The organism is Mycobacterium sp. E802 (assembly GCF_001666875.1).
In the GTDB taxonomy this organism is placed as follows: domain Bacteria; phylum Actinomycetota; class Actinomycetes; order Mycobacteriales; family Mycobacteriaceae; genus Mycobacterium.
Genome location: NZ_LZJD01000086.1, coordinates 1 through 17,575, shown reverse-complemented (window position 1 = coordinate 17,575; position 17,575 = coordinate 1). Strand labels below are relative to the sequence as shown.

The 17,575-nt window shown below is 67.7% G+C and carries 17 protein-coding genes; 10 read left to right on the top strand and 7 right to left on the bottom strand.

Annotation, left to right across the window (positions count from 1 at the left end; translation table 11 throughout):
- Nucleotides 1-80: 80 nt before the first annotated feature.
- Nucleotides 81-1,424: a DoxX family protein gene (locus A5699_RS12990; RefSeq protein WP_369806696.1), complete on the top strand. Its 1,344-nt coding sequence runs from the start codon at nucleotides 81-83 to the stop codon at nucleotides 1,422-1,424.
- A 1-nt stretch (nucleotide 1,425) separates the two neighbouring features.
- On the opposite strand, the gene A5699_RS12985 is transcribed toward A5699_RS12990, so the two are convergent.
- A complete protein-coding gene (locus tag A5699_RS12985) occupies nucleotides 1,426-1,812 on the bottom strand; it encodes a sterol carrier family protein (RefSeq protein ID WP_067769817.1) in 387 nt (128 codons plus the stop codon).
- 18 nt (nucleotides 1,813-1,830) lie between these two features.
- Here A5699_RS12985 and A5699_RS12980 point away from each other — a divergent pair, with 18 nt between their 5' ends.
- Nucleotides 1,831-3,039: an MCE family protein gene (locus A5699_RS12980; RefSeq protein WP_067769815.1), complete on the top strand. Its 1,209-nt coding sequence runs from the start codon at nucleotides 1,831-1,833 to the stop codon at nucleotides 3,037-3,039.
- Here A5699_RS12980 and A5699_RS12975 read toward each other — a convergent pair.
- A complete protein-coding gene (locus A5699_RS12975; protein ID WP_231965705.1) occupies nucleotides 3,029-4,300 on the bottom strand; it encodes an amidase in 1,272 nt (423 codons plus the stop codon). The two genes, A5699_RS12980 and A5699_RS12975, sit on opposite strands and share 11 nt — an antisense overlap.
- Nucleotides 4,297-5,697, bottom strand: coding sequence for an MFS transporter (locus A5699_RS12970; protein ID WP_067769813.1), 1,401 nt, complete (start codon nucleotides 5,695-5,697; stop codon nucleotides 4,297-4,299). The genes A5699_RS12975 and A5699_RS12970 overlap by 4 nt, the downstream gene beginning before the upstream one ends.
- Before the next feature lie 183 nt (nucleotides 5,698-5,880).
- Here A5699_RS12970 and A5699_RS12965 point away from each other — a divergent pair, with 183 nt between their 5' ends.
- The 8 genes from A5699_RS12965 to A5699_RS12930 all read left to right on the top strand — a co-directional run bounded on the left by A5699_RS12965 (nucleotide 5,881) and on the right by A5699_RS12930 (nucleotide 13,404).
- Nucleotides 5,881-6,519, top strand: a complete 639-nt coding sequence (locus A5699_RS12965) for a helix-turn-helix domain-containing protein (RefSeq protein WP_142254074.1) — start codon at nucleotides 5,881-5,883, stop codon at nucleotides 6,517-6,519.
- Nucleotides 6,520-6,666: 147 nt separating this feature from the next.
- Nucleotides 6,667-7,191 carry a type 1 glutamine amidotransferase domain-containing protein gene (locus A5699_RS12960; protein ID WP_067769809.1) on the top strand — a complete coding sequence of 175 codons (525 nt, stop codon included), beginning with the start codon at nucleotides 6,667-6,669 and terminating at the stop codon, nucleotides 7,189-7,191.
- Between the two features lie 32 nt (nucleotides 7,192-7,223).
- The gene (locus A5699_RS12955) at nucleotides 7,224-8,402 is read left to right on the top strand and encodes an aromatic ring-hydroxylating dioxygenase subunit alpha (protein ID WP_067769808.1); all 1,179 of its coding nucleotides are present in this window, start codon (nucleotides 7,224-7,226) and stop codon (nucleotides 8,400-8,402) included.
- Nucleotides 8,399-9,406 (top strand): PDR/VanB family oxidoreductase, encoded by a 1,008-nt coding sequence (locus A5699_RS12950; RefSeq protein ID WP_082957690.1) that lies wholly within the window; start codon nucleotides 8,399-8,401, stop codon nucleotides 9,404-9,406. Before A5699_RS12955 ends, A5699_RS12950 begins: the two co-directional genes overlap by 4 nt.
- Nucleotides 9,407-9,431: 25 nt before the next feature.
- Nucleotides 9,432-10,298, top strand: a complete 867-nt coding sequence (locus A5699_RS12945) for an NAD(P)-dependent oxidoreductase (RefSeq protein ID WP_067769806.1) — start codon at nucleotides 9,432-9,434, stop codon at nucleotides 10,296-10,298.
- Between the two features lie 22 nt (nucleotides 10,299-10,320).
- Nucleotides 10,321-10,923, top strand: coding sequence for a hypothetical protein (locus A5699_RS12940; RefSeq protein WP_067769804.1), 603 nt, complete (start codon nucleotides 10,321-10,323; stop codon nucleotides 10,921-10,923).
- Entirely contained in the window at nucleotides 10,920-12,077 is a 1,158-nt protein-coding gene (locus A5699_RS12935; RefSeq protein WP_082957689.1) for a DUF1116 domain-containing protein, read from the top strand. The genes A5699_RS12940 and A5699_RS12935 overlap by 4 nt, the downstream gene beginning before the upstream one ends.
- A 61-nt stretch (nucleotides 12,078-12,138) precedes the next feature.
- Nucleotides 12,139-13,404: a hypothetical protein gene (locus A5699_RS12930; RefSeq protein ID WP_067769802.1), complete on the top strand. Its 1,266-nt coding sequence runs from the start codon at nucleotides 12,139-12,141 to the stop codon at nucleotides 13,402-13,404.
- Here A5699_RS12930 and A5699_RS12925 read toward each other — a convergent pair.
- The 4 genes from A5699_RS12925 to A5699_RS30285 form a co-directional block, all read right to left on the bottom strand.
- Nucleotides 13,325-13,981 carry a CPBP family intramembrane glutamic endopeptidase gene (locus A5699_RS12925; protein WP_067769800.1) on the bottom strand — a complete coding sequence of 219 codons (657 nt, stop codon included), beginning with the start codon at nucleotides 13,979-13,981 and terminating at the stop codon, nucleotides 13,325-13,327. The two genes, A5699_RS12930 and A5699_RS12925, sit on opposite strands and share 80 nt — an antisense overlap.
- Nucleotides 13,978-15,690 (bottom strand): dihydroxyacetone kinase subunit DhaK, encoded by a 1,713-nt coding sequence (locus A5699_RS29580; RefSeq protein ID WP_067769798.1) that lies wholly within the window; start codon nucleotides 15,688-15,690, stop codon nucleotides 13,978-13,980. Before A5699_RS29580 ends, A5699_RS12925 begins: the two co-directional genes overlap by 4 nt.
- A gap of 18 nt (nucleotides 15,691-15,708) precedes the next feature.
- On the bottom strand, nucleotides 15,709-17,436 hold the full coding sequence (locus A5699_RS12915; protein ID WP_082957688.1) for an alpha/beta-hydrolase family protein: 1,728 nt from the start codon (nucleotides 17,434-17,436) through the stop codon (nucleotides 15,709-15,711).
- The coding region (locus A5699_RS30285; RefSeq protein WP_197508279.1) for a hypothetical protein at nucleotides 17,433-17,575 on the bottom strand (143 nt) is incomplete at its 5' end. The genes A5699_RS12915 and A5699_RS30285, both read right to left, overlap by 4 nt.

Below are 17,575 nucleotides of genomic sequence, written 5' to 3'. Positions count from 1 at the left end.
CGATGGTGTGGCGTGCCCTACCCGAAATTGTCGGGACAACCTCGTCGGCCCACCACATGCCAAGGGCAAGGAAGGTTTTCGTGACGCCCCAACTCCCCGAGACGCTGCCAACCGCGGGTCCGGTATCCGATGACAACGCCCGGCCCTCGGCGTGGCCGGAGGTGACGAAAATCGCACTCCGGTTCTGCTTCCTGTACTTCGGTCTGTTCAGCCTGATGTTCGCGCAGATCCTGTTCGCGTTCCTCGGCGCCGTGGGCAACTGGCTGCCGGACCGGGCGGTGATGTGGCAGATGACCGTGCTGGAGCCGTTGCTGCGCTGGGTCGGCGCACATGTCTTCGGGATCGAGGCGGTGCTGCACCGGGATTCGGGCAGCGGGGACCAGGCCGCGATCTGGGTGATGGTGTTCTGCCTGTTGGTCGTCGCGGTCGCCGGTACCGCAGCGTGGTCGTTGATGGATCGGCGGCGCCGCGACTACGCCCGGTTGTGGGCCTGGTTCCTGACGTTCCTACGGCTGTGTGTGGCCGGGCAGATGCTGTTCTACGGGTTCGCCAAGTTGGTCCCGACGCAGATGCCGGCCCCGCCCCTGGCCGCACTGCTGCGCCCGTACGGGGACTTCAGCCCGGCCTCGGTGTTGTGGTTGCAGGTCGGCAGCTCGTATCCGTACGAAATGACGCTCGGTGCGGTCGAGGTCCTCGCCGGGGTGCTGCTGTTCGCTCCGCGGACCGCGACCCTGGGTGCCCTGCTGGGGGTGGCCAGCATGGTTCAGGTGTTCCTGCTGAACATGACCTTCGATGTGCCGGTCAAGATCCTCTCCGGCCATCTGCTGTTGATGGGGCTGGTGCTGCTGGCACCGCAGTACCGCCGGCTGGCGGACTTCCTGGTGCTGCAGCGCGACACCACTCCGGCGCGTCAACCTGAGCTGTTCGCACATGCACGGGCCAACACCATCGCAGCCCGGGTCCAGGTCCTGCTTGGTATCTGGATGATCGCCGGTTGCGTCCTGACCAGCTGGCAGAGCTGGACCGAGTACGGCGGTGGCCGCGACAAGCCCGAGCTCTACGGGATCTGGACGGTGAGCCGGTTCGACGTCGACGGCAAGCCCGCCGCCCCCTTGACGAGCGATCAGCAGCGTTGGCAGCGCATCGTTTTCGACACCCCTGAGGTGATGACCTATCAGCGGATGAACGGCGAGTTGGTGGACGCGCCGGTCAAGGTCGACGGGAACCACCTGGTGGTGTCGGGACCGGACGGTTCCCCGCTGGCCTCGCTGACCGCGACCCGACCGTCACCGCAGCAGCTGCAGCTGAGCGGTGAGCTGTCCGGCCGCGACGTCGACATCTGGCTGGATCGCTACGACCTCGACCAGTTCACGCTGCGCAACCGGGGCTTCCACTGGGTGCAGGAGTATCCGTACTTCCGGTGAGTCACGAGTCCACCGCCACCAGCGGTAGCCAGCGGGCAATCTCGCCGGCCCGCGATCCCGACATCTGCACGGCGGCACCGGCCGCCTCGAGTCCCAGCAGCCCGGTGGCCAGCAGCAGCCAGGTGCGGGCGTCGGTTTCCACCACGTTGGGCGGATTGCCCCGGGTGTGCCGGGGCCCTTCTATGCACTGCACCGCGACGAAGGGCGGCACCCTGACCTCGACACTGGCGCCGGGAGCGAGTGCGGCCAGGGTGCGGGCGGTCAGCCGGACGGCCTCGGCCAGTTCGGCGCGCGCGGGTTCCGGCTCGGTCGGGTCATGCAACCAGCCGGCCACCGCGATAACCGATGCCCGGGTCTTTTGTGGATCGACACTGCCTCGCGCGGCCATGCCCTAGAGTCTCGCAAAGTGTTTGCCGATCACCGCAATCCGCCGTATCGCACGGCCGGTGCGGTGCTGGTGACGGTTCTCGCGCTGGCCCTGGGACTGATCGCGGCGCAGTTCCGGGGCGCGTTCGAGGCCAAGGTCGGGCTGACCCTGCTGGCCGCGCGGGCCGGTCTGGTGCTCGACCCGGGTTCGAAGGTGACCTATAACGGGGTGCCGATCGGCCGGGTGGCCTCGGTCAGCACGGACGGCGCAGATCCGGTGCGGGCCCTGGTACGCCTGGACATCACGCCGAAGTACGTTGATCTGCTGCCGGCCAACGTGCAGGTATCGATCGCGGCCACCACGGTGTTCGGCAACAAGTACGTCGCCTTCACCTCGCCGGAACATCCAAGCCCACAACGGGTTTCGAGCACCACCGCCATCGATGTCACCGCGGTCACCACCGAGTTCAACAGTTTGTTCGAAACGATCACCGCGATCACCGAACTTGTCGATCCGATCAAGTTGAACCAGACGCTGTCGGCCACCGCGCAGGCGTTGTCCGGTATGGGCAGCGCGTTCGGGCAGTCGTTGTCCGACGGCAACACCATCCTCGATCAGGTGAACCCGCGACTGCCTGCGCTGCGTCACGACATCGCCGGGTTGGCCGATCTCGGCGCGCGCTATGCAGCGGCCGCGCCTGATCTGTTCGACGGACTGGCCGACGCGGCCCGTAGTGCCGACACGTTCAACTCCCAGCGCGGTCACCTCGACGCCGCCCTGATCGCAGCCGTCGGATTCGCCGAAACCGGGTCCGACATCCTCGAACGGGGCGGTCCCTATCTGCAGCGCGGCGCGCAGGATCTGATCCCGACGTCGAAACTGTTCGACGACTATCAGGGGCAGTTGTTCTGCACCATCCGCAACTATCACGATGTCGCACCGGCCTTCTGGGAGACCTTCGGCGGTGACAACGGGTATTCGCTGGACGTCACCGGGACCCTGTCGAGCATCGGGGTGGGCAACGCCTACGTCTATCCGGACAATCTGCCGCGGGTCAATGCCAGCGGTGGGCCCGAGGGCCGGCCGGGCTGTTGGCAGAAGATCACGCGCGACCTGTGGCCGGCGCCGTATCTGGTGATGGACACCGGTCTGTCGATCGCCCCGTACAACCACGTCGAACTCGGCTCGCCGATCTTCATCGACTACGTGTGGGGGCGCCAGGTCGGTGAGCCCACGATCAACCCGTGACGGCTCGGGCCAATACCCGCTCGATCCACTCGGCCACGGCGAGCAGCCGCGGTACGTCGTCGGGCCGTCCGATCACCTGAAGGCCCAGCGGCATCCCATCGGTGTCGCGGAGCCCCGGGACGGCCACCGAGGTCAAGCCCATCACCTGCCAGGGCCGGCTGAACACCGGGCTGCCGGTCGGCATACCGACCGGCGCCGGTCCGGGCGCGGCCGGAGCCAGGATGGCGTCAAACCCGCGCAACTGCTCGGTGACCGCATCTCGTTGCCTACGGGCATGGTCGATGGCCCGGCGGTAGGCAGCCTCGGACGTCGCCCGCCCCTGATCGAGCAGGGCCTGCAGGCTGGGACTCACCTGCCCGGTCTCGGCCGCCAGGGACTGTGCCGCTTCCACTGCCATGATGTCCAGGTGCGCCTGCACCAGCGATCCCGGTGCCGCCTCGGGGGCCAGCCGGTCCACCACGGCACCGCTGTTGTGTAGTGCGGCAACCGAACTGGCCAAACCTTCCCGCATGGCCGGTTCGACTTCACCGAACTGTTCTGCGGCACAGATTCGCAAGGCAGGCGCGTGGTCGAGTCCCGGTGCGCGATCCATACCCAACAGTCCGGCGGCCACCAGCTGCAGGTCCGGCACGGAGCGCGTCAGGAAGCCCATCGAGTCGAGCGTGGGACTCAACCCGGTGATCCCGCTGTCGTCCAGATGTCCGGGAGGCAGCACCAGACCGGCCACCCCGCAGTAGGCGGCGGGCCGGGTGGTCGACGCGGCGGTCTGGGTGCCCAGCGCCAACGGCACCATCCGGTCGGCAACCGCGGCCGCCGACCCGCTGGACGAACCCCCCGGGGTCCGCTCGACATCGTGCGGATTCCGGGTCTTGCCCGGGGTGAAGTAGGCGAACTCGGTGGTGACGGTCTTACCCACGATGACGGCCCCGGCCTCCCGCAGCCGCCTGACGATCCAGGCGTCCTGCGCCGCCGGGGCACCACCGCGAACCGGCGAACCGCATCGGGTCGGCAGTCCCGCGACGTCGATGATGTCTTTCACTCCCACCGGTACCCCGTGCAGGGGGCCGGTGGGAGGGCGGTCGTCGAGTTCCTTCGCTTGCACTCGGGCACCCTCGACGTCGAGTACCTCCCACGCCCCGACAGCCGGTTCCCGGGCGTCGATGCGATCCAGGCAGCTCTCCAGCAGCTGCGACGGCAGGAGGTCACCGTCGTGAATCAGCTCGGCAATCGCGTGGATCCCCAAGTCGCACGGTTGAGTCACGGTTGGCTCGCCGGCTGGTTCTCGGGCTCGGCCACGACAGCGACCGGCCCTGGTTTGACGGTGCCGTCTCCACTCGCTTCGGCCAGGCTGCGATTGCGGGTTTCCGGGGCCATCAGCACCGAGACGACCAGGCCGGCCAGGGTGAGTCCGGCCGCGGCCAGCATGGTGGGTCCGGTGCCGAGGTGATCCAACCCGATCGGCAGCAGGAAGGTACCGATGGCCGCGCCGACCCGGCTCACCGCGGTGACCAGTCCCATTGCGGTGGCACGGATTTCGGTCGGAAAGATCTCGTTGGGATACGACCATTCGAGGATGTTCGGTCCGCCCGAGGCGATGGCATAGACCGCGAAGGCAGCGATCACCAGGAACGCCGGTCCGGCGGGGGCGATGCCCAGCACCACCATCGGGATCAGCATGCCGACGAACGACCAGATCAGCAGTGGACGGCGGCCCAGCGACTCGGTCCAGCGCAGGGCCGGCAGGCAGCCGATCAGAAACAGCAGGCTGATCAGGGTGTAGCCCAGGTTGGACATATTGCCCTCGGCGAGACCGAACGAGCCGAGGATCTGTGGCCCGAAGGTGTACATCGCGAACACCGGGGTGACGGCGGCCAGATAGAAGAAGCCACAGAAGAAGGTCCGGCGAAGGTACACGCCGCGCATGAGTCCGCGGAAACCCAGATCCTGGGTGGCCGGCGTCTCGATGGTTTCCAGGCCGGTGAGGTCGATGTTTTCGCCGAATGCCTTGCGTACCGCCTGTTTTGCCTCGTCCACTCGTCCCTTGGACAGCAGCCAGCGGGGAGATTCCGGTGTGCCGATCCGCATCAGCAGGATGGCGATGCCCGGGATGATCGCGCTTCCGAGCATGTACCGCCACGCGTGGTCGCCGAACAGTGCCGAGATGGTGAAGCCCACGAAAGTGGCCACGGTGGCGCCGAGGAACCAGAACACCACCAGCGAGCCGAGCATGGCGCCGCGTTTCTTGGCCGGTAGCCATTCGGCCAGCAGCGCGGTGGCGATGGGATAGTCCGCCCCGATCGCGATGCCGATGACGAAGCGCAAGGCGATCACCTGCCACGGCGCGTCGACGAAAACACACAGGGCCGAGGCCGCCACCAGGACGGACAGGTCGACGGTGTACATCAGCTGTCGCCCGATGCGGTCGGTGATGCGACCGAAGGCCACCCCGCCGACGAAGATGCCGATCAGCGCCGCGGCGCCGGCCAGACTCTCCTGGCCGGTGGACATGCCCAGTTCCGGCGTCATCCCGACCAGGGCAATGCCGATGATGCTCAGCAGGTAGCCGTCCAGGAAGGGTCCGCCGGCGCTCTGCAGCAGCAGACGTTTGTGAAAGCGCGTGAGCGGGACGGTGTCGATGAACGATGAGGCGGTTGACAAGCGGATCTCCTCTGCGGAGTGCGGATTGTGAAGTCTAGGACCCTCGATGTGATCCCCGACACCCGACAGTGTTCTTTCTTAACGAACGCTATGTCAATAGTGAACGAACACTTTTAACGCGAGCGGAACACACCGGTCGCCGGAGCCACCGCCGCGAGGGCGGCCGTCACCTACACTCGCGGCGTGGTGGATTCACACGGCCAAGCTGCAGGAAGCCGCCCGGGCCGGGGCCAGGGATCCCGATTGCGCCAGGCCCGCGAGGCGCGACAGATGTCGCTTCGCGAGTTGTCCCGACGGGTCAACGTCTCCCCCGGACACCTCTCCCAGATCGAGCGTGATCTGGTGGCGCCGTCGATCAGCCTGCTCTACGCGATCGTCTCCGAACTCGACGTATCGATGGATTCACTGTTCGACGACGGCACCGACGGGGGCCGTCCCACCGCGGCCGCCGGCGATCCCGACATTCCGAGATCACCAGGTGAAGGCCGGTATATCCGTCGTTTCGATCAGCGTCAGGCCATCGAGGTGAGCCCCGGCGTGCGCTGGGAACTGCTCACCCCGTCCACCGATGCGGGCATAGATTTCCGCGAGATCATCTACTCGAAGATCGCCTCGTCCCCGCCGGAGGAGGCATTCATCCGGCACCACGGTCATGAATACGGCCTGGTCCTCGAAGGCCGTCTTCATGCCCAGGTCGAGTTCGACGTCTTCGTCCTGGGCCCGGGCGATTCGATCGCCTTCGAATCCTCTCGCCCACACCGATTCTGGAACGAGGGCCCGGGCGTGGCCCGCGCCGTCTGGGTGTCCAACGTTCCGCACTGATCGACGCCGGCGCACCCCACTTCGGCGCACCGATCAGGCTTTCTGACCTCCATCCGGGATCCGACGCTTGACAAGCGTTTGGACCTACAGAACACTCGCGTTTGTTCTCACAGATCGCTCGATCTCAGTCGATTCCCCGGAGCTGCCATGTCCAATCCTGAGCAACCCACCCGCATCCTGGTCCTCGCGGCCGACTTCTTCGAAGAGTCGGAGCTGATTTACCCCGTCCTCCGGGCCCGGGAGGAGGGCTACCAGGTGACCGTGGCCGGCATGGGGACCGCACCCGTACGCGGCAAATCGGGTTACGGGCCATACCCGGTCGACGCCGACGTCGCCGACCTCAGTGCCGACGACTTCGACGCGGTACTGGTGCCAGGCGGCTTCGCCCCCGACCTGCTGCGCCGTTCGGCGGCCGTCCTGGACCTGGTCGGCAAGTTCGACGCCGCGGTCAAACCGGTGGCATTCGTCTGCCACGGCGCCTGGGTCGGCATCTCGGCCGGCATCGTCTCGGGCCGCCGCCTCACCAGCGTCACCGCAATCCGCGATGACTTGCGCAACGCCGGCGCCGACTGGGTGGACGAGCCGGTGGTCGTCGACGGCAACCTGATCACCGCCCAGCTGCCCCGTGATCTCGGCGCCTGGATGCGCGCCCTGATCGACACCCTGTCCTGATCCGTTCACGCGGCAACGAAGGAGTTTGAAACATGTCCCGAAACCTGCACAGCCCCATCCCCCTTCAGGCTTTCGACACCAGCGACCAAGGCATCGACACCGCCATCTCGATGCCACCGGCGGTGTACACCTCAGAGGAATTCCACCAGTTCGAACTCGACGCCGTGTGGGGCCACGAGTGGTTCTGCATCGGCCGGGCCGCCGACATCCCCAACGCCGGCGACTTCTTCACCGTCACGGTGGCCAACGATCCGCTGATGGCGGTGCGCGGCCGCGACGGCGTGGTGCGGGTGCTGGCCAATGTCTGTCAACACCGTGCCATGCTGCTGGTCGAGGGCAGCGGCAACCGCCGTCGCTTCCAATGCCCTTACCACTCCTGGGTTTACGGCCTGGACGGGCAACTGCAGTCCGCTCCCCAGCTCAACGATTCACCGTGCTTCAACAAGGCCGACGTCAAGTTGCCCGAGGTGCGCTCGGAGCTTTGGGAAGGCTTCATCTTCGTCACCTTCGACGACACCATTCCTCCGCTCACCGAGCGGCTCGGCGGACTCTCGGACTATCTGGCCAACTGGGATATCGCCTCCCTGCACTCAGCGGCGCCGCAGCAGTTCACCGATTACAACTTCAACTGGAAGCTGTTCGGCGACGAGTGCTATCACTGCCAATTCCTGCACTCGCAATCCTGGGTACCGATGTACCCGACCTCGGCCGAACAGATCAACTTCCGCGCCTCCTTCAACGACGCCGACAAGGGCGTCATCGGCTACGAGCTGATCAGCGTCGAAGAAGGCGCCTCGCCCACCAAGACCGGACGGGTGATGCAGCCCTTCCTGCCCAACCTCACCAGTGAGCAGCGGTCCAAGCTGGCCTACGTCACGGTGGCACCCAACCTGCTCATCATCGCGATGCCCGACAAGGTCAAGTACTTCCACTGGCTACCCGGAACCACTGCCGGCACTTCACAGTTCGCCGCCACCTGGATGTACCCGGAGTCCACCTTGGCGCTGCCGAACTTCGATGTGGACTGGAAGCAGGAGGTCGAGGATCTGGCCGAGGTCATGCGCGAAGACGAAATGGCCTGGAACGGCACGCAGAGCGGCATGCGGTCCCGGTTCGCCCCGCGCGGACGCTACGCCCCGCCCGAAGAAGTGCTCGTCGCACTCAACCACTGGCTGGTACGCAAGTACCGCGCAGCCGACCAACAGTCATGACCAGCCAGCTGAGCCGAACCTCGATGGCACCGGAAAAGCCCGCCAACGCTTCGGCATTCGACCTTCAGGTGGCCCGGCGCCACGATGCCGCGACCGGAATCATCGGTCTGGACCTCGTCGCACCGGACGGTGGCGAACTACCGCCCTGGCGACCGGGAGCGCATCTGGAGTTCCTGCTGCCCGGACCCGACGGTACCGAGCTGATCCGGCACTACTCGTTGTGTGGGGACCCGACGGATCGTGGCGTCTACCGGTTCGGCGTGCTCGAGGAACCCGAAGGCCGCGGCGGGTCGGCGTATGTGCACGCGCACCTGAACGAAGGCACCTCAGTCCGGGTCCGCGGTCCGCACAACCACTTCCCGCTCGACGAGGCCGCCGAGTCCTACCTGTTCGTCGCGGGTGGAATCGGCATCACGCCGATCCTGGCCATGGCCCGGATGGCCACGGCCGCCGGCCGGCCCTGGCGCGCGGTGTACCTGGTGCGCAGCCGGGACCGGTTGGCCTTCGCCCACGAGCTGCTGGCTCTGGGCGAAGACCGGGTCACGATCTGGGTCGACGATGAGATGGGCCTGTTCGATCTGCCCGCCCTGGTGGCCGAACTGACGCCAGGTTGCGGCGTCTACGCCTGCGGCCCGGGCCGGATGCTCGACGCTCTCACCGAGTTACACCACGCCGACGCGGACTGGCAGCTCAACCTGGAACGCTTCGCCGCCGCCCCGATCGATGTCAGCGGTGACGTCGACTTCGAGGTGGTCACCGCCCGCAGCGGTGCCAGCTATCCCGTTCCGGCCGGCTGTTCGATCCTGGAAGTTCTCCGGAAAAACGGTATGGCGGTGGACTTCTCCTGCTCCGAAGGAGTCTGCGGTACCTGCGAGACCGCGGTGGTCGAAGGCGTGCCCGAGCACCGTGATGCGGTACTCAGCACCGAAGAGCGGGAAGCCAACGACACCATGATGATCTGCGTCTCCCGCGCCCGAACCGCCCGCCTGGTTCTCGATATCTGAGCCCCTCATCCGAAAGGAACATCTCATGTCCACCCTGTCGAAGGTCGTCGTCACCGGCGGGTCCGGTCGCGTCGGCCGCTATGTCGTCGACGAACTGGCGTCCGGATTCGATGTCACCAACGCCGATCTCGCCCAGTCCGAGGCTGCGGTCGATTACACCCAGCTCGATGTCACCGATCTGGACAGCGTCCGCCGCGCCACCAAGGGTGCGGATGCGGTCGTGCATCTGGCCGCCCTCGATTACGACTGGAACGCCGCACCGGAACAGTACATTCGGGTCAACACCATGGGCACCTGGAACGTCCTGCAGGCCGCCGCCGAGAACGAGGTACGCAAAGTCGTGCTGTGCTCCAGCATTTCGGCGTGCGGATTATCCGAGATGCGGCCGGACTGGACGCCGCAGGCGCTGCAGGTCGACGAGCGCCATGAACTTCGCCCGGTGCAGGCATACAGCGTGAGCAAGCAGATCATGGAAACCATGGGCCGCAGCTTCGCCACCGGGAGCCCCATGGACGTGCTGTGCCTGCGCCCGCTGGCGGTGGTGCTGCCGGAGACGATCGCCGAATACACCGCGTTCATCGACAATCCGGAAACCCATTGGCTCTACTACTACGTGCACGCCCGCGATGTGGCGACCGGCTTCCGCAAAGCACTCGAGGCGCGCGACCTGAAGTTCGGCACCTTCTTTCTCAGCGCCGACGACACCTCGCATCCGGAACCGACGCTCGACTGGTACCGGTCCCGGATCGGGGAACTGCCCGAGATCACCAATCCGCGTCTGTTCCAACTCAATCCGCGGGCATCGATCTTCAGCAACCGGCAGGCGCGTGAGCTGCTGGGCTGGGAACCCACCACAGATTTTCTCTCGCTGCGCGCCGAACTCGGCGTCTGAGAACCGCAGAAAGGACTACTCCATGACAAGCACCGTTCTGCCCGGCAAGGTGGATTGGACCGGGGACAACCCCTTCATTTATCTCAAGACCGATCCGACCGGCGACTGGTCCTCCCTGTCGGTGTTCTTCCGGATCACCGCATCCGACCACGGCACCGGCCACCTCACCGTCGTCGTCACCGATCCGTATGACCCCGAACGAGCTTCGGCCCTCGGGCTCACCGACAACGAGCCGCTGGCCCGCTTCCTGATCGAGGACTTCGTCAGCAAGTTCGTGTTGTTCCGGCCCACCAAGGCATTCGAATCGGTCAAGTTGCACACCAACGCCGAGTTCTCCCAAGACATCACCGACACCGCCTGGGTAGAGCGGGCCCGGGACGCCTCCGCCGGTGTCGAGGTGGCCATGCAGTGGGATCAGCTGCAGCCGTCGTTCGCGGTCCATCAACCGGCCGCCGAATCGGGTACCGGGCGCCACGAGATGCTCAGCGTCTTTCTGCCGGCCGGCTCGGCCGTCGTCACGGTGAAAGGCACCGCGTTGCCCGGAGCCACCGTGGAGCGCGACTTCTTCGGCGGCCGTGCCCAATCGGCCGCGCTGGCACTGTCGGAAACCTGGGTGCAAGCGTGACCGTCTCAGCCTTGCCCGCCGCGGATGCCGCGGCCGGTGCGGCCATGCTGGCCACTGACCCGCACTGGACCGGGCTGACCCGGGCCGTCGACGTGACCGGAGCCGATCGCCGGTTGTGGCACGCCGGCCCGCCGTTCTCCGACTGGTCCGCGGTTCCGGTCCCGGTTCGTAACTCGCTGGCGCTGGCCTGCATCTACGAAAACTGGGCGGCCACCCCCGATGAGGCGTGGGCACTGCTGGCGGACGGGTGCGTCGAGTATGCGCCGGCTCAGGACCACGGGCTGGTGGTGCCGTTGGCCGGGGTGATCTCACCGTCGATGGCGCTGCACGTCATCTCCGATCCCGAATCGGGCCGGGTGCGCTACGCCGCGCTCAACGAGGGCATGCGGCACTGCCTGCGGCTGGGCGTTCTCGATCCGGAGGTCCCGGAGTTCCACCGCTGGCTCAACGGGCGGTATGCGGCCTGGCTGGCCGCGCGGCTGGATCCCGCCATCCCGCTGCTGGGTCTGCTCGCCGGATCCCTCAACCACGGAGACGACGGGCACAGCCGCACCCTGGCCGGCTCTCGGCTGTTCGCCGAATGTCTGCTCGATGACACCGCGCCGGACGACATCCGTGAGTTCTTGACCACTTGCGGGGCGTTTGCGCTGAACATCTGGATGGGCACCGCAGCCCTGATCCTCGGTGCCGCCGAGGGTTTCGAACATTCCGGCCTCATCACGCGGGCCGGCGGCAACGGTGTGGATTTCGGCATCCAGCTGGCCGCCCGGCCCGGGCACTGGCAGACCGTGGCGGCTACCGCGCCGTCCGGGCCGGTCGAGGCGGCGCATCAGGGCCGCACCGCGGTCGGAGCGATCGGCGATTCGGCGGTGGTGGATCTGCTCGGGCTCGGCGGTCAGTCGCTGCGCAGCGCCCCTGCCGTCACCCAAGCACTGGACGGCTACCTGCCCGCTGACGCCCTCGATCGGCCGCAGCGGCTGCTCCCGCTCACCATGGACTCGGCCGGGGGCTTGCGGACCGGCCTGTCGGCGCACACGGTTGCGACGGCCGGAGTGAGCCCGCTGGTGCTGTTGGGCATGATCTCCGACACCGGCCACGGCCGTATCGGTGGTGGCGTCTATCAGCCACCACCGGAGGTGTTCTCGCTCAGCTGAGGTCGAGGTCGGCTCTACTATCGTCGGATGCGAGGGATTCAGCGGCCGAAAACACTGGCCGATGCCTAAGCGCGCAGTGCCGGCGAGCGTTGAGCAGCCCGCGGCCTGGCCGCCTGCCCTCCCGGCATGGCGCGGGGTCGGGCTGTCCCTCGCGCCGATCTGCGCCGCGGCGTTCCACGGTGTGGCCGCCGTGTGCGCCGCATCCATTGCGGCCGTGTTGATCTTCGCGTTCGCCCGGCTGCGCCGAAACGCGCCGAGTGCGGTGTCGACGGGTGATCTGGTCGCCGCCACCGTCGGTCCGGCCGCCGGTCGGTTCACCAGCCTGATCCAGCTGGCGGCCTACGTGTTGTTGGGTGTGGGCGCGGCACTGAGTCTGGCGCTGCAACCGTTGACCGGGGCACCCGATCTGGAGACCGCGCTGGCCGGTTGGTGGTGGCCCGGATGGTCGGTGGCAGTGGTGGTGATCGCCGGCGCCGTGGTGGCGTACCTGCCGGCCCGTGCAGTAGGTGCGACGGCTGCCGCCCTCGCCGGCGTGGGCCTGCTGGTCTTTGTGTACCTCGCGCTGGCGGTCGTGGCCCGGGTGGTGTCGGGAACCCCTCCGATCCAGGTCGGGTCCACCCACTTCGGATCAGTGCTGTTGGCCACGGCCGCGGCCATCCCGCTCGGTCTGGGTTTGGTGGGCTTCGAAACCGCCACCGTGGTCAGCGGCCGGCTGCGGTCGCCGGCCCGCCCGATGGGCACCGCGGTGGGCGTCGCCGCGTTGAGTGCGCTGGCCCTTCTGGTCGCGGTCAACATCGGCACGACCGGCGGCTTCCACACCACTTCCGTGAATCTGTCGTTGGTGATCTCGGAGTTCTTCTCGGATGCGGGCTTCTACTGGTTTTCCGCGGGGGCGTTGTGCCTGGCATCGGCGGCGTTGCTGGTGTTGATGTGGGCGGCCACCCGCGTCGCCGCTCGGTTGTTCGGGCCCGGACCGGAGGTGGCGATGCTGGTTCCGGCGGCGATGTGCGTGCTGGCCGTTGCGTTCTGCCGGTTTCAGGAGCACATCGGCCGGCTACAGACGACGGTCCCGGCACTGTTGCTTCTCGTGGTTTATCTGCTTGTCACCGAGGCGAATTCACGCGTGGCCGGGTCGACGGCGGCTCAGCAGGCGCCCCGGCTGGTCCTGACCGTGGTCATGGTCTGCGTGGTGTTGATCCCGCTGCGTGTCACCGAGTACGCCCTGCCCACGTGGTGGCCGCTGCTGCTCACCGTCGTGATCCTCGCGGTGGCCGCGCTGCTGGCGCGTGCCGGTAGGCCAGAACCGCCAGCGCCCCCGCTTCGTTGATCGCCAGATGCGCCAGTATCGGCGCGGCCAGACTGGCCGAGCGTTGGGTGAGCCGGCCGAACACCCATCCCGCCACGCCGGTGGCGAGCACGGTGGGGATCACCGGCTCCCCGGCGGCCCGGGCGTCGGCGATGTGGGACAACCTGAAGGCGGTGGCCTGCAGCATCTGACCGCCCGACGGGCCGAAGGCGTCGGCACCGACCGTGGCGAGTGCGGCCCGGAACGTGGCTTCTTCCGGCCAGACCGTTCCCAGTGGAATACGCAGCGCCAACCACCGACCAGGCGCTTCGGGAAGGGGCTTACGCCGCATCTCGGTGCGGACGACGGGCACCGCGGAGCTCGCGGCCACCCCGGCGGTCACCGCGGCGGCGCTCGCCAGGCCAAGCCGCAGGCCTGACCACAAGGCCGGGGGGCGTAACCCGGAACGGGCCCCGGTCCGAAGCAGCAGCGCACTGCCGAGCACCGCCCGCACCAGCGGTTGCCAGCGCGACGGCAGCCGCGGATCGACCACGCCGTTCCACGCCACCACCGCCGTCGCCAGCCCCAGGGCGCGCAGCTGTGCGCGGCGTCGGTTCATGCGCCGGCTGCCGGCCCGGTCAGCTCGGCGATGATCCGGCGGCACGCCGGTGCGGCCTCGGGGTCCAGATCTGACGCGATGAGCGCGATCAACAACGCGATACCCACCGCTCCGGCGTCGGGACTACCGACGGCCCGCTGACCGACATAGCTCGCCCGGCCGAAGCGGGCGCGCATCTGTGCCGTGCCCGCAGCGCCGTCGGCCGCGCCGCGGGCCACGTCGACGAGACTTTGCCCACCGGCCCGGCCGGCGCCGTCCAGCGCGTCGAGCATCGTCCGGTCTCCGGGCTTTGCCCCACCGGCGCGCTGCACTGACTGCATTCCGCGGGCCACCCCGCGCGAAAGCGCGGCAGCGTGTTCGGAGGGGTCCACCGACGCCGTCTCCTCGGCGATGGCGTCGAGCACCAGTCCGATCAGGGGGCCGCTCGATCCACCGACGGTGTCGAGGAAGCTGCGGGCCAGCCGCGTCAGTCCGGGCTGCGACGACGAAAGACGACGAGCATTGCGCACTCCGGCCACCAGGTTGTCCCCGAAATCGCCGTCACCGGCACGCTGGTCCAGATCGGTCAGCCTCGCATGGGCTCGCTCCACGGCCTCGCCCACCGACCGCAGGAAAGGGTCGTCATCGTCGTCGGCAACCGGGGCGGCCGAGGCCGGAGCCTGCGATTCGGCGGAAGCGAACGTCGACATGGGCGGCCATCCCGGTACCGCGGTCTCGTGTCGCCACAGCTGCGCCCGCTGATCGTCCGAGCGGGTCACGGTGAGCGAGAATCCCCGCATGTCGAGGGCCGAGATGTAGGTGCCCACCAGCGCGCCGTCGATGACAATGCCGCGCGCACAGAGCAATTGGTCGACGATCGCGGTGATCGCGCCGAGCTCCAGTGCGGTGGTCGCACCGAGCCCGTTCACCAGCACGAGCACCCGGTCGGTGCCGGCGGGCAGCGCGTCGAGCAACGCGGTCACCATCTTTTCCACGAGATCTTCGAGACCCGCCAACCGGGTCGAATCCTGTGCCGGCTCGCCATGGATGCCGATGCCGTACTCGAGGGTCCCCTCGGCGATGTCGAAGGCCACCCGGCGCGTCGCAAACGACGTATGGGATCCCGACGCGACGGCCAAGCTGCGGCTCTCGCTGACCACGCGGTCACCGAAGTTCTTGAGCTGCGCCAGGTCTGCCCCGGTGTCGGCCAGCGCGCCGAGCAACTTCTCCACGATCACGGTCGCACCGGTGCCCCGTCGGCCAGTGCCCGTCTCGTCGTTCTCGGTGGCCAGGTCGTCGTCGACGAGGACGCGCTCGGTCGGAATGCCTTCGGCGGCCAACCGCTCGGCGGCGATGCCGAAGTGGATCCGGTCACCGGTGTAGTTCTTCACCACGTGCAACACCCCGCCGTCCCCGGCGACGCGGCGCGAGGCCTCGTAAATCTGCCGGTTGTGCGGGCTGGCGAACACCCGGCCCGGCACCGCGGCATCGAGCCCGCCCAGACCGACGAAACCGGCGTGCATGGGTTCATGGCCGCTGCCGCCACCGGATACCAGCCCGACCTGCCGACACGTATCGCGGTGGCGGGCATACACATACAACGGGTCGGTGTTGAGGGCGAGCATGTCGGCGTTCGCGCTGCAATAACCCTGCAGCGCAGCCAACTCGACGTCGCCGTCCGGCAAGAACAGCCGCGTCGGCTCAGCCTCCGGGTTCGGGCTCGCGTTCATCGCTTCCCTTTCATGCCGTCAGTTCTCGGGCCCGTCTTCGCCCGCCGTCTTGTCCAGCGCCACCCGGATCCGCTCGGTGTCAGCCGGTGTCCAGCCCTCCGGTGGGGCCACCGCGGCCCAACCGTCGAGCATCGAGTGGCCGTAGTTGTGGCCGTGCCCGGCCGGCACGCTCGAGGCGTTGGTGATGTCGGCGGCCACCTGCCAGAAGGTGATGATGGGGTACCAGCGCATGGAAGCGGTGCGGTCGGTGCCGGGCGCTTCGACCAACCAATCCGGTTCGGAGAACAGCAGATCCGTCGACCACCAGACGATCGGGTCCGACGGGTGCTGCAGGAACAGCACTCGGGTGCCTTCCCACGGGCCTGCGGTGTCCTCGGCGATCTCGCCGGCGTCGGCGGCCTCGGAGAACCGCACGGTGCGCCCGTTGTCGTAACGCGGACGCACCTGCGGGGTGCCCGGGTCGCGGCGCACCGTCAACCCGTTCCACAGCGGGCTGGCGTTGGGCGGGCCCACCCACAGCACCGAGGAGAAACCCATCCGCGAGATGTCGGGAAGCCAGTCGAACGCGCCCTGACCGGCCATCGACCCCAGGCTCTCGCCGTACAGCACAAGCTTGGGCCGGCGCTCCGGCGGCAATTCTTCCCAACGCGCCTGGATCGCGTCGATCATCATCCGGCCGTTGTCCATCGACTTCTGCCGGTCGCCCATGAACGAAATCCAGCTCGGCAGATAGGAATACTGCATGCCGACCATCGCGGTGTCGCCGTTGTACATCAGCTCCAACGCGCGCGCGGCCACCGGATTGACCCAGCCGGTACCGGTGGTCGGGACGATGACCAACAACTTGCGGTCGAAGGCTTGGGTGCGCTCAAGTTCACTGAGCAGCACCGCGATCCGCTGCTCGTCGGTGTCGGCGGTGTGCAGACCGGCGTACACGCGGATGGGCTCTTTGGCGGGTTCACCGTTGACTGCTTCGAGTTCGGCGGCGCGGGGGCCGGTGGCCACGAAATTGCGACCTTGAAATCCGAGCGAATCCCACGGCGCGAATGATGCTGGGCTGCCCGATCTTTGGGGTTCGGTCGGCTGGTTGACACCCTCACGGGTGGTGGAGTTCTGCGGCTGGAACACCCGGCTGGCCCCCGCCAGGAATCCGCGGTAGAGCACACCGTTGACCAGGGTGATGACCAGCACCACCACGATCGCGGTGCCGATGAACTGGGCCACCTCCCGATGCAGCCGCCAGCGCCGGATGAAGAACCGGGCCAGCAGTCGCACCGCGTCGCGCAGCACCCGCGCGGTGCCGATCAGCGCAGCGGCCACCGCAGCGGTGATGATCAAGGTCCGCATGTAGCCGAGGGTGGCCGGCCCTTCGATACCCATCAGCGCCGAGACCTGGCGCTGCCAGGCCGCGGCCGGGATCAACATCAGCACGCAGGCCGCGGCCGAGCCGGTGATGACCAAGGCCTTGACCCAGTACAGCACCCGCTTCTGCGGGGGCCACCAGGTGCGTCGCGCCAACACAAAGCGGTACAACGCTTTTCCGAGCAGGACTCCGATGCCGTAACCGATGGCGAGGTTGATGCCACCGATGAGACCGGCGAACAGCCAATCCCGCGGCAGCAGCGACGGAGTCAGCGACAGGCAGAAGAACAGGACGCCGACGGCGATGCCGGTGAAGTCCAACCGCACCAGGCTCCAGGCCCAGCGCAGCAGAGGATGACGTGCGTCGAGGGTCTCGGCCGTCACCCGAACAGCCCGGGCAGCACGCCCTCCGACGTGCTCCGAAGCTCCGCAAGGGTGATGCTGAACTGGCCCTGGACCTCGACCGAGTCGCTACCTTGGTCGACCACGCCGACCCGGGTCACCGGCAGGTTTCTGGCCTCAC

Excerpts from the sequence above, each read along its gene's own strand:
- A5699_RS12985 (WP_067769817.1), bottom strand. The coding sequence starts at position 1,812 with ATGGCCGCGCGAGGCAGTGTCGATCCACAAAAGACCCGGGCATCGGTT.
- A5699_RS12960 (WP_067769809.1), top strand. The coding sequence starts at position 6,667 with ATGTCCAATCCTGAGCAACCCACCCGCATCCTGGTCCTCGCGGCCGAC.
- A5699_RS12955 (WP_067769808.1), top strand. The coding sequence starts at position 7,224 with ATGTCCCGAAACCTGCACAGCCCCATCCCCCTTCAGGCTTTCGACACC.
- A5699_RS12950 (WP_082957690.1), top strand. The coding sequence starts at position 8,399 with ATGACCAGCCAGCTGAGCCGAACCTCGATGGCACCGGAAAAGCCCGCC.
- A5699_RS12945 (WP_067769806.1), top strand. The coding sequence starts at position 9,432 with ATGTCCACCCTGTCGAAGGTCGTCGTCACCGGCGGGTCCGGTCGCGTC.
- A5699_RS12940 (WP_067769804.1), top strand. The coding sequence starts at position 10,321 with ATGACAAGCACCGTTCTGCCCGGCAAGGTGGATTGGACCGGGGACAAC.
- A5699_RS12930 (WP_067769802.1), top strand. The coding sequence starts at position 12,139 with ATGCCTAAGCGCGCAGTGCCGGCGAGCGTTGAGCAGCCCGCGGCCTGG.
- A5699_RS12925 (WP_067769800.1), bottom strand. The coding sequence starts at position 13,981 with ATGAACCGACGCCGCGCACAGCTGCGCGCCCTGGGGCTGGCGACGGCG.
- A5699_RS29580 (WP_067769798.1), bottom strand. The coding sequence starts at position 15,690 with ATGAACGCGAGCCCGAACCCGGAGGCTGAGCCGACGCGGCTGTTCTTG.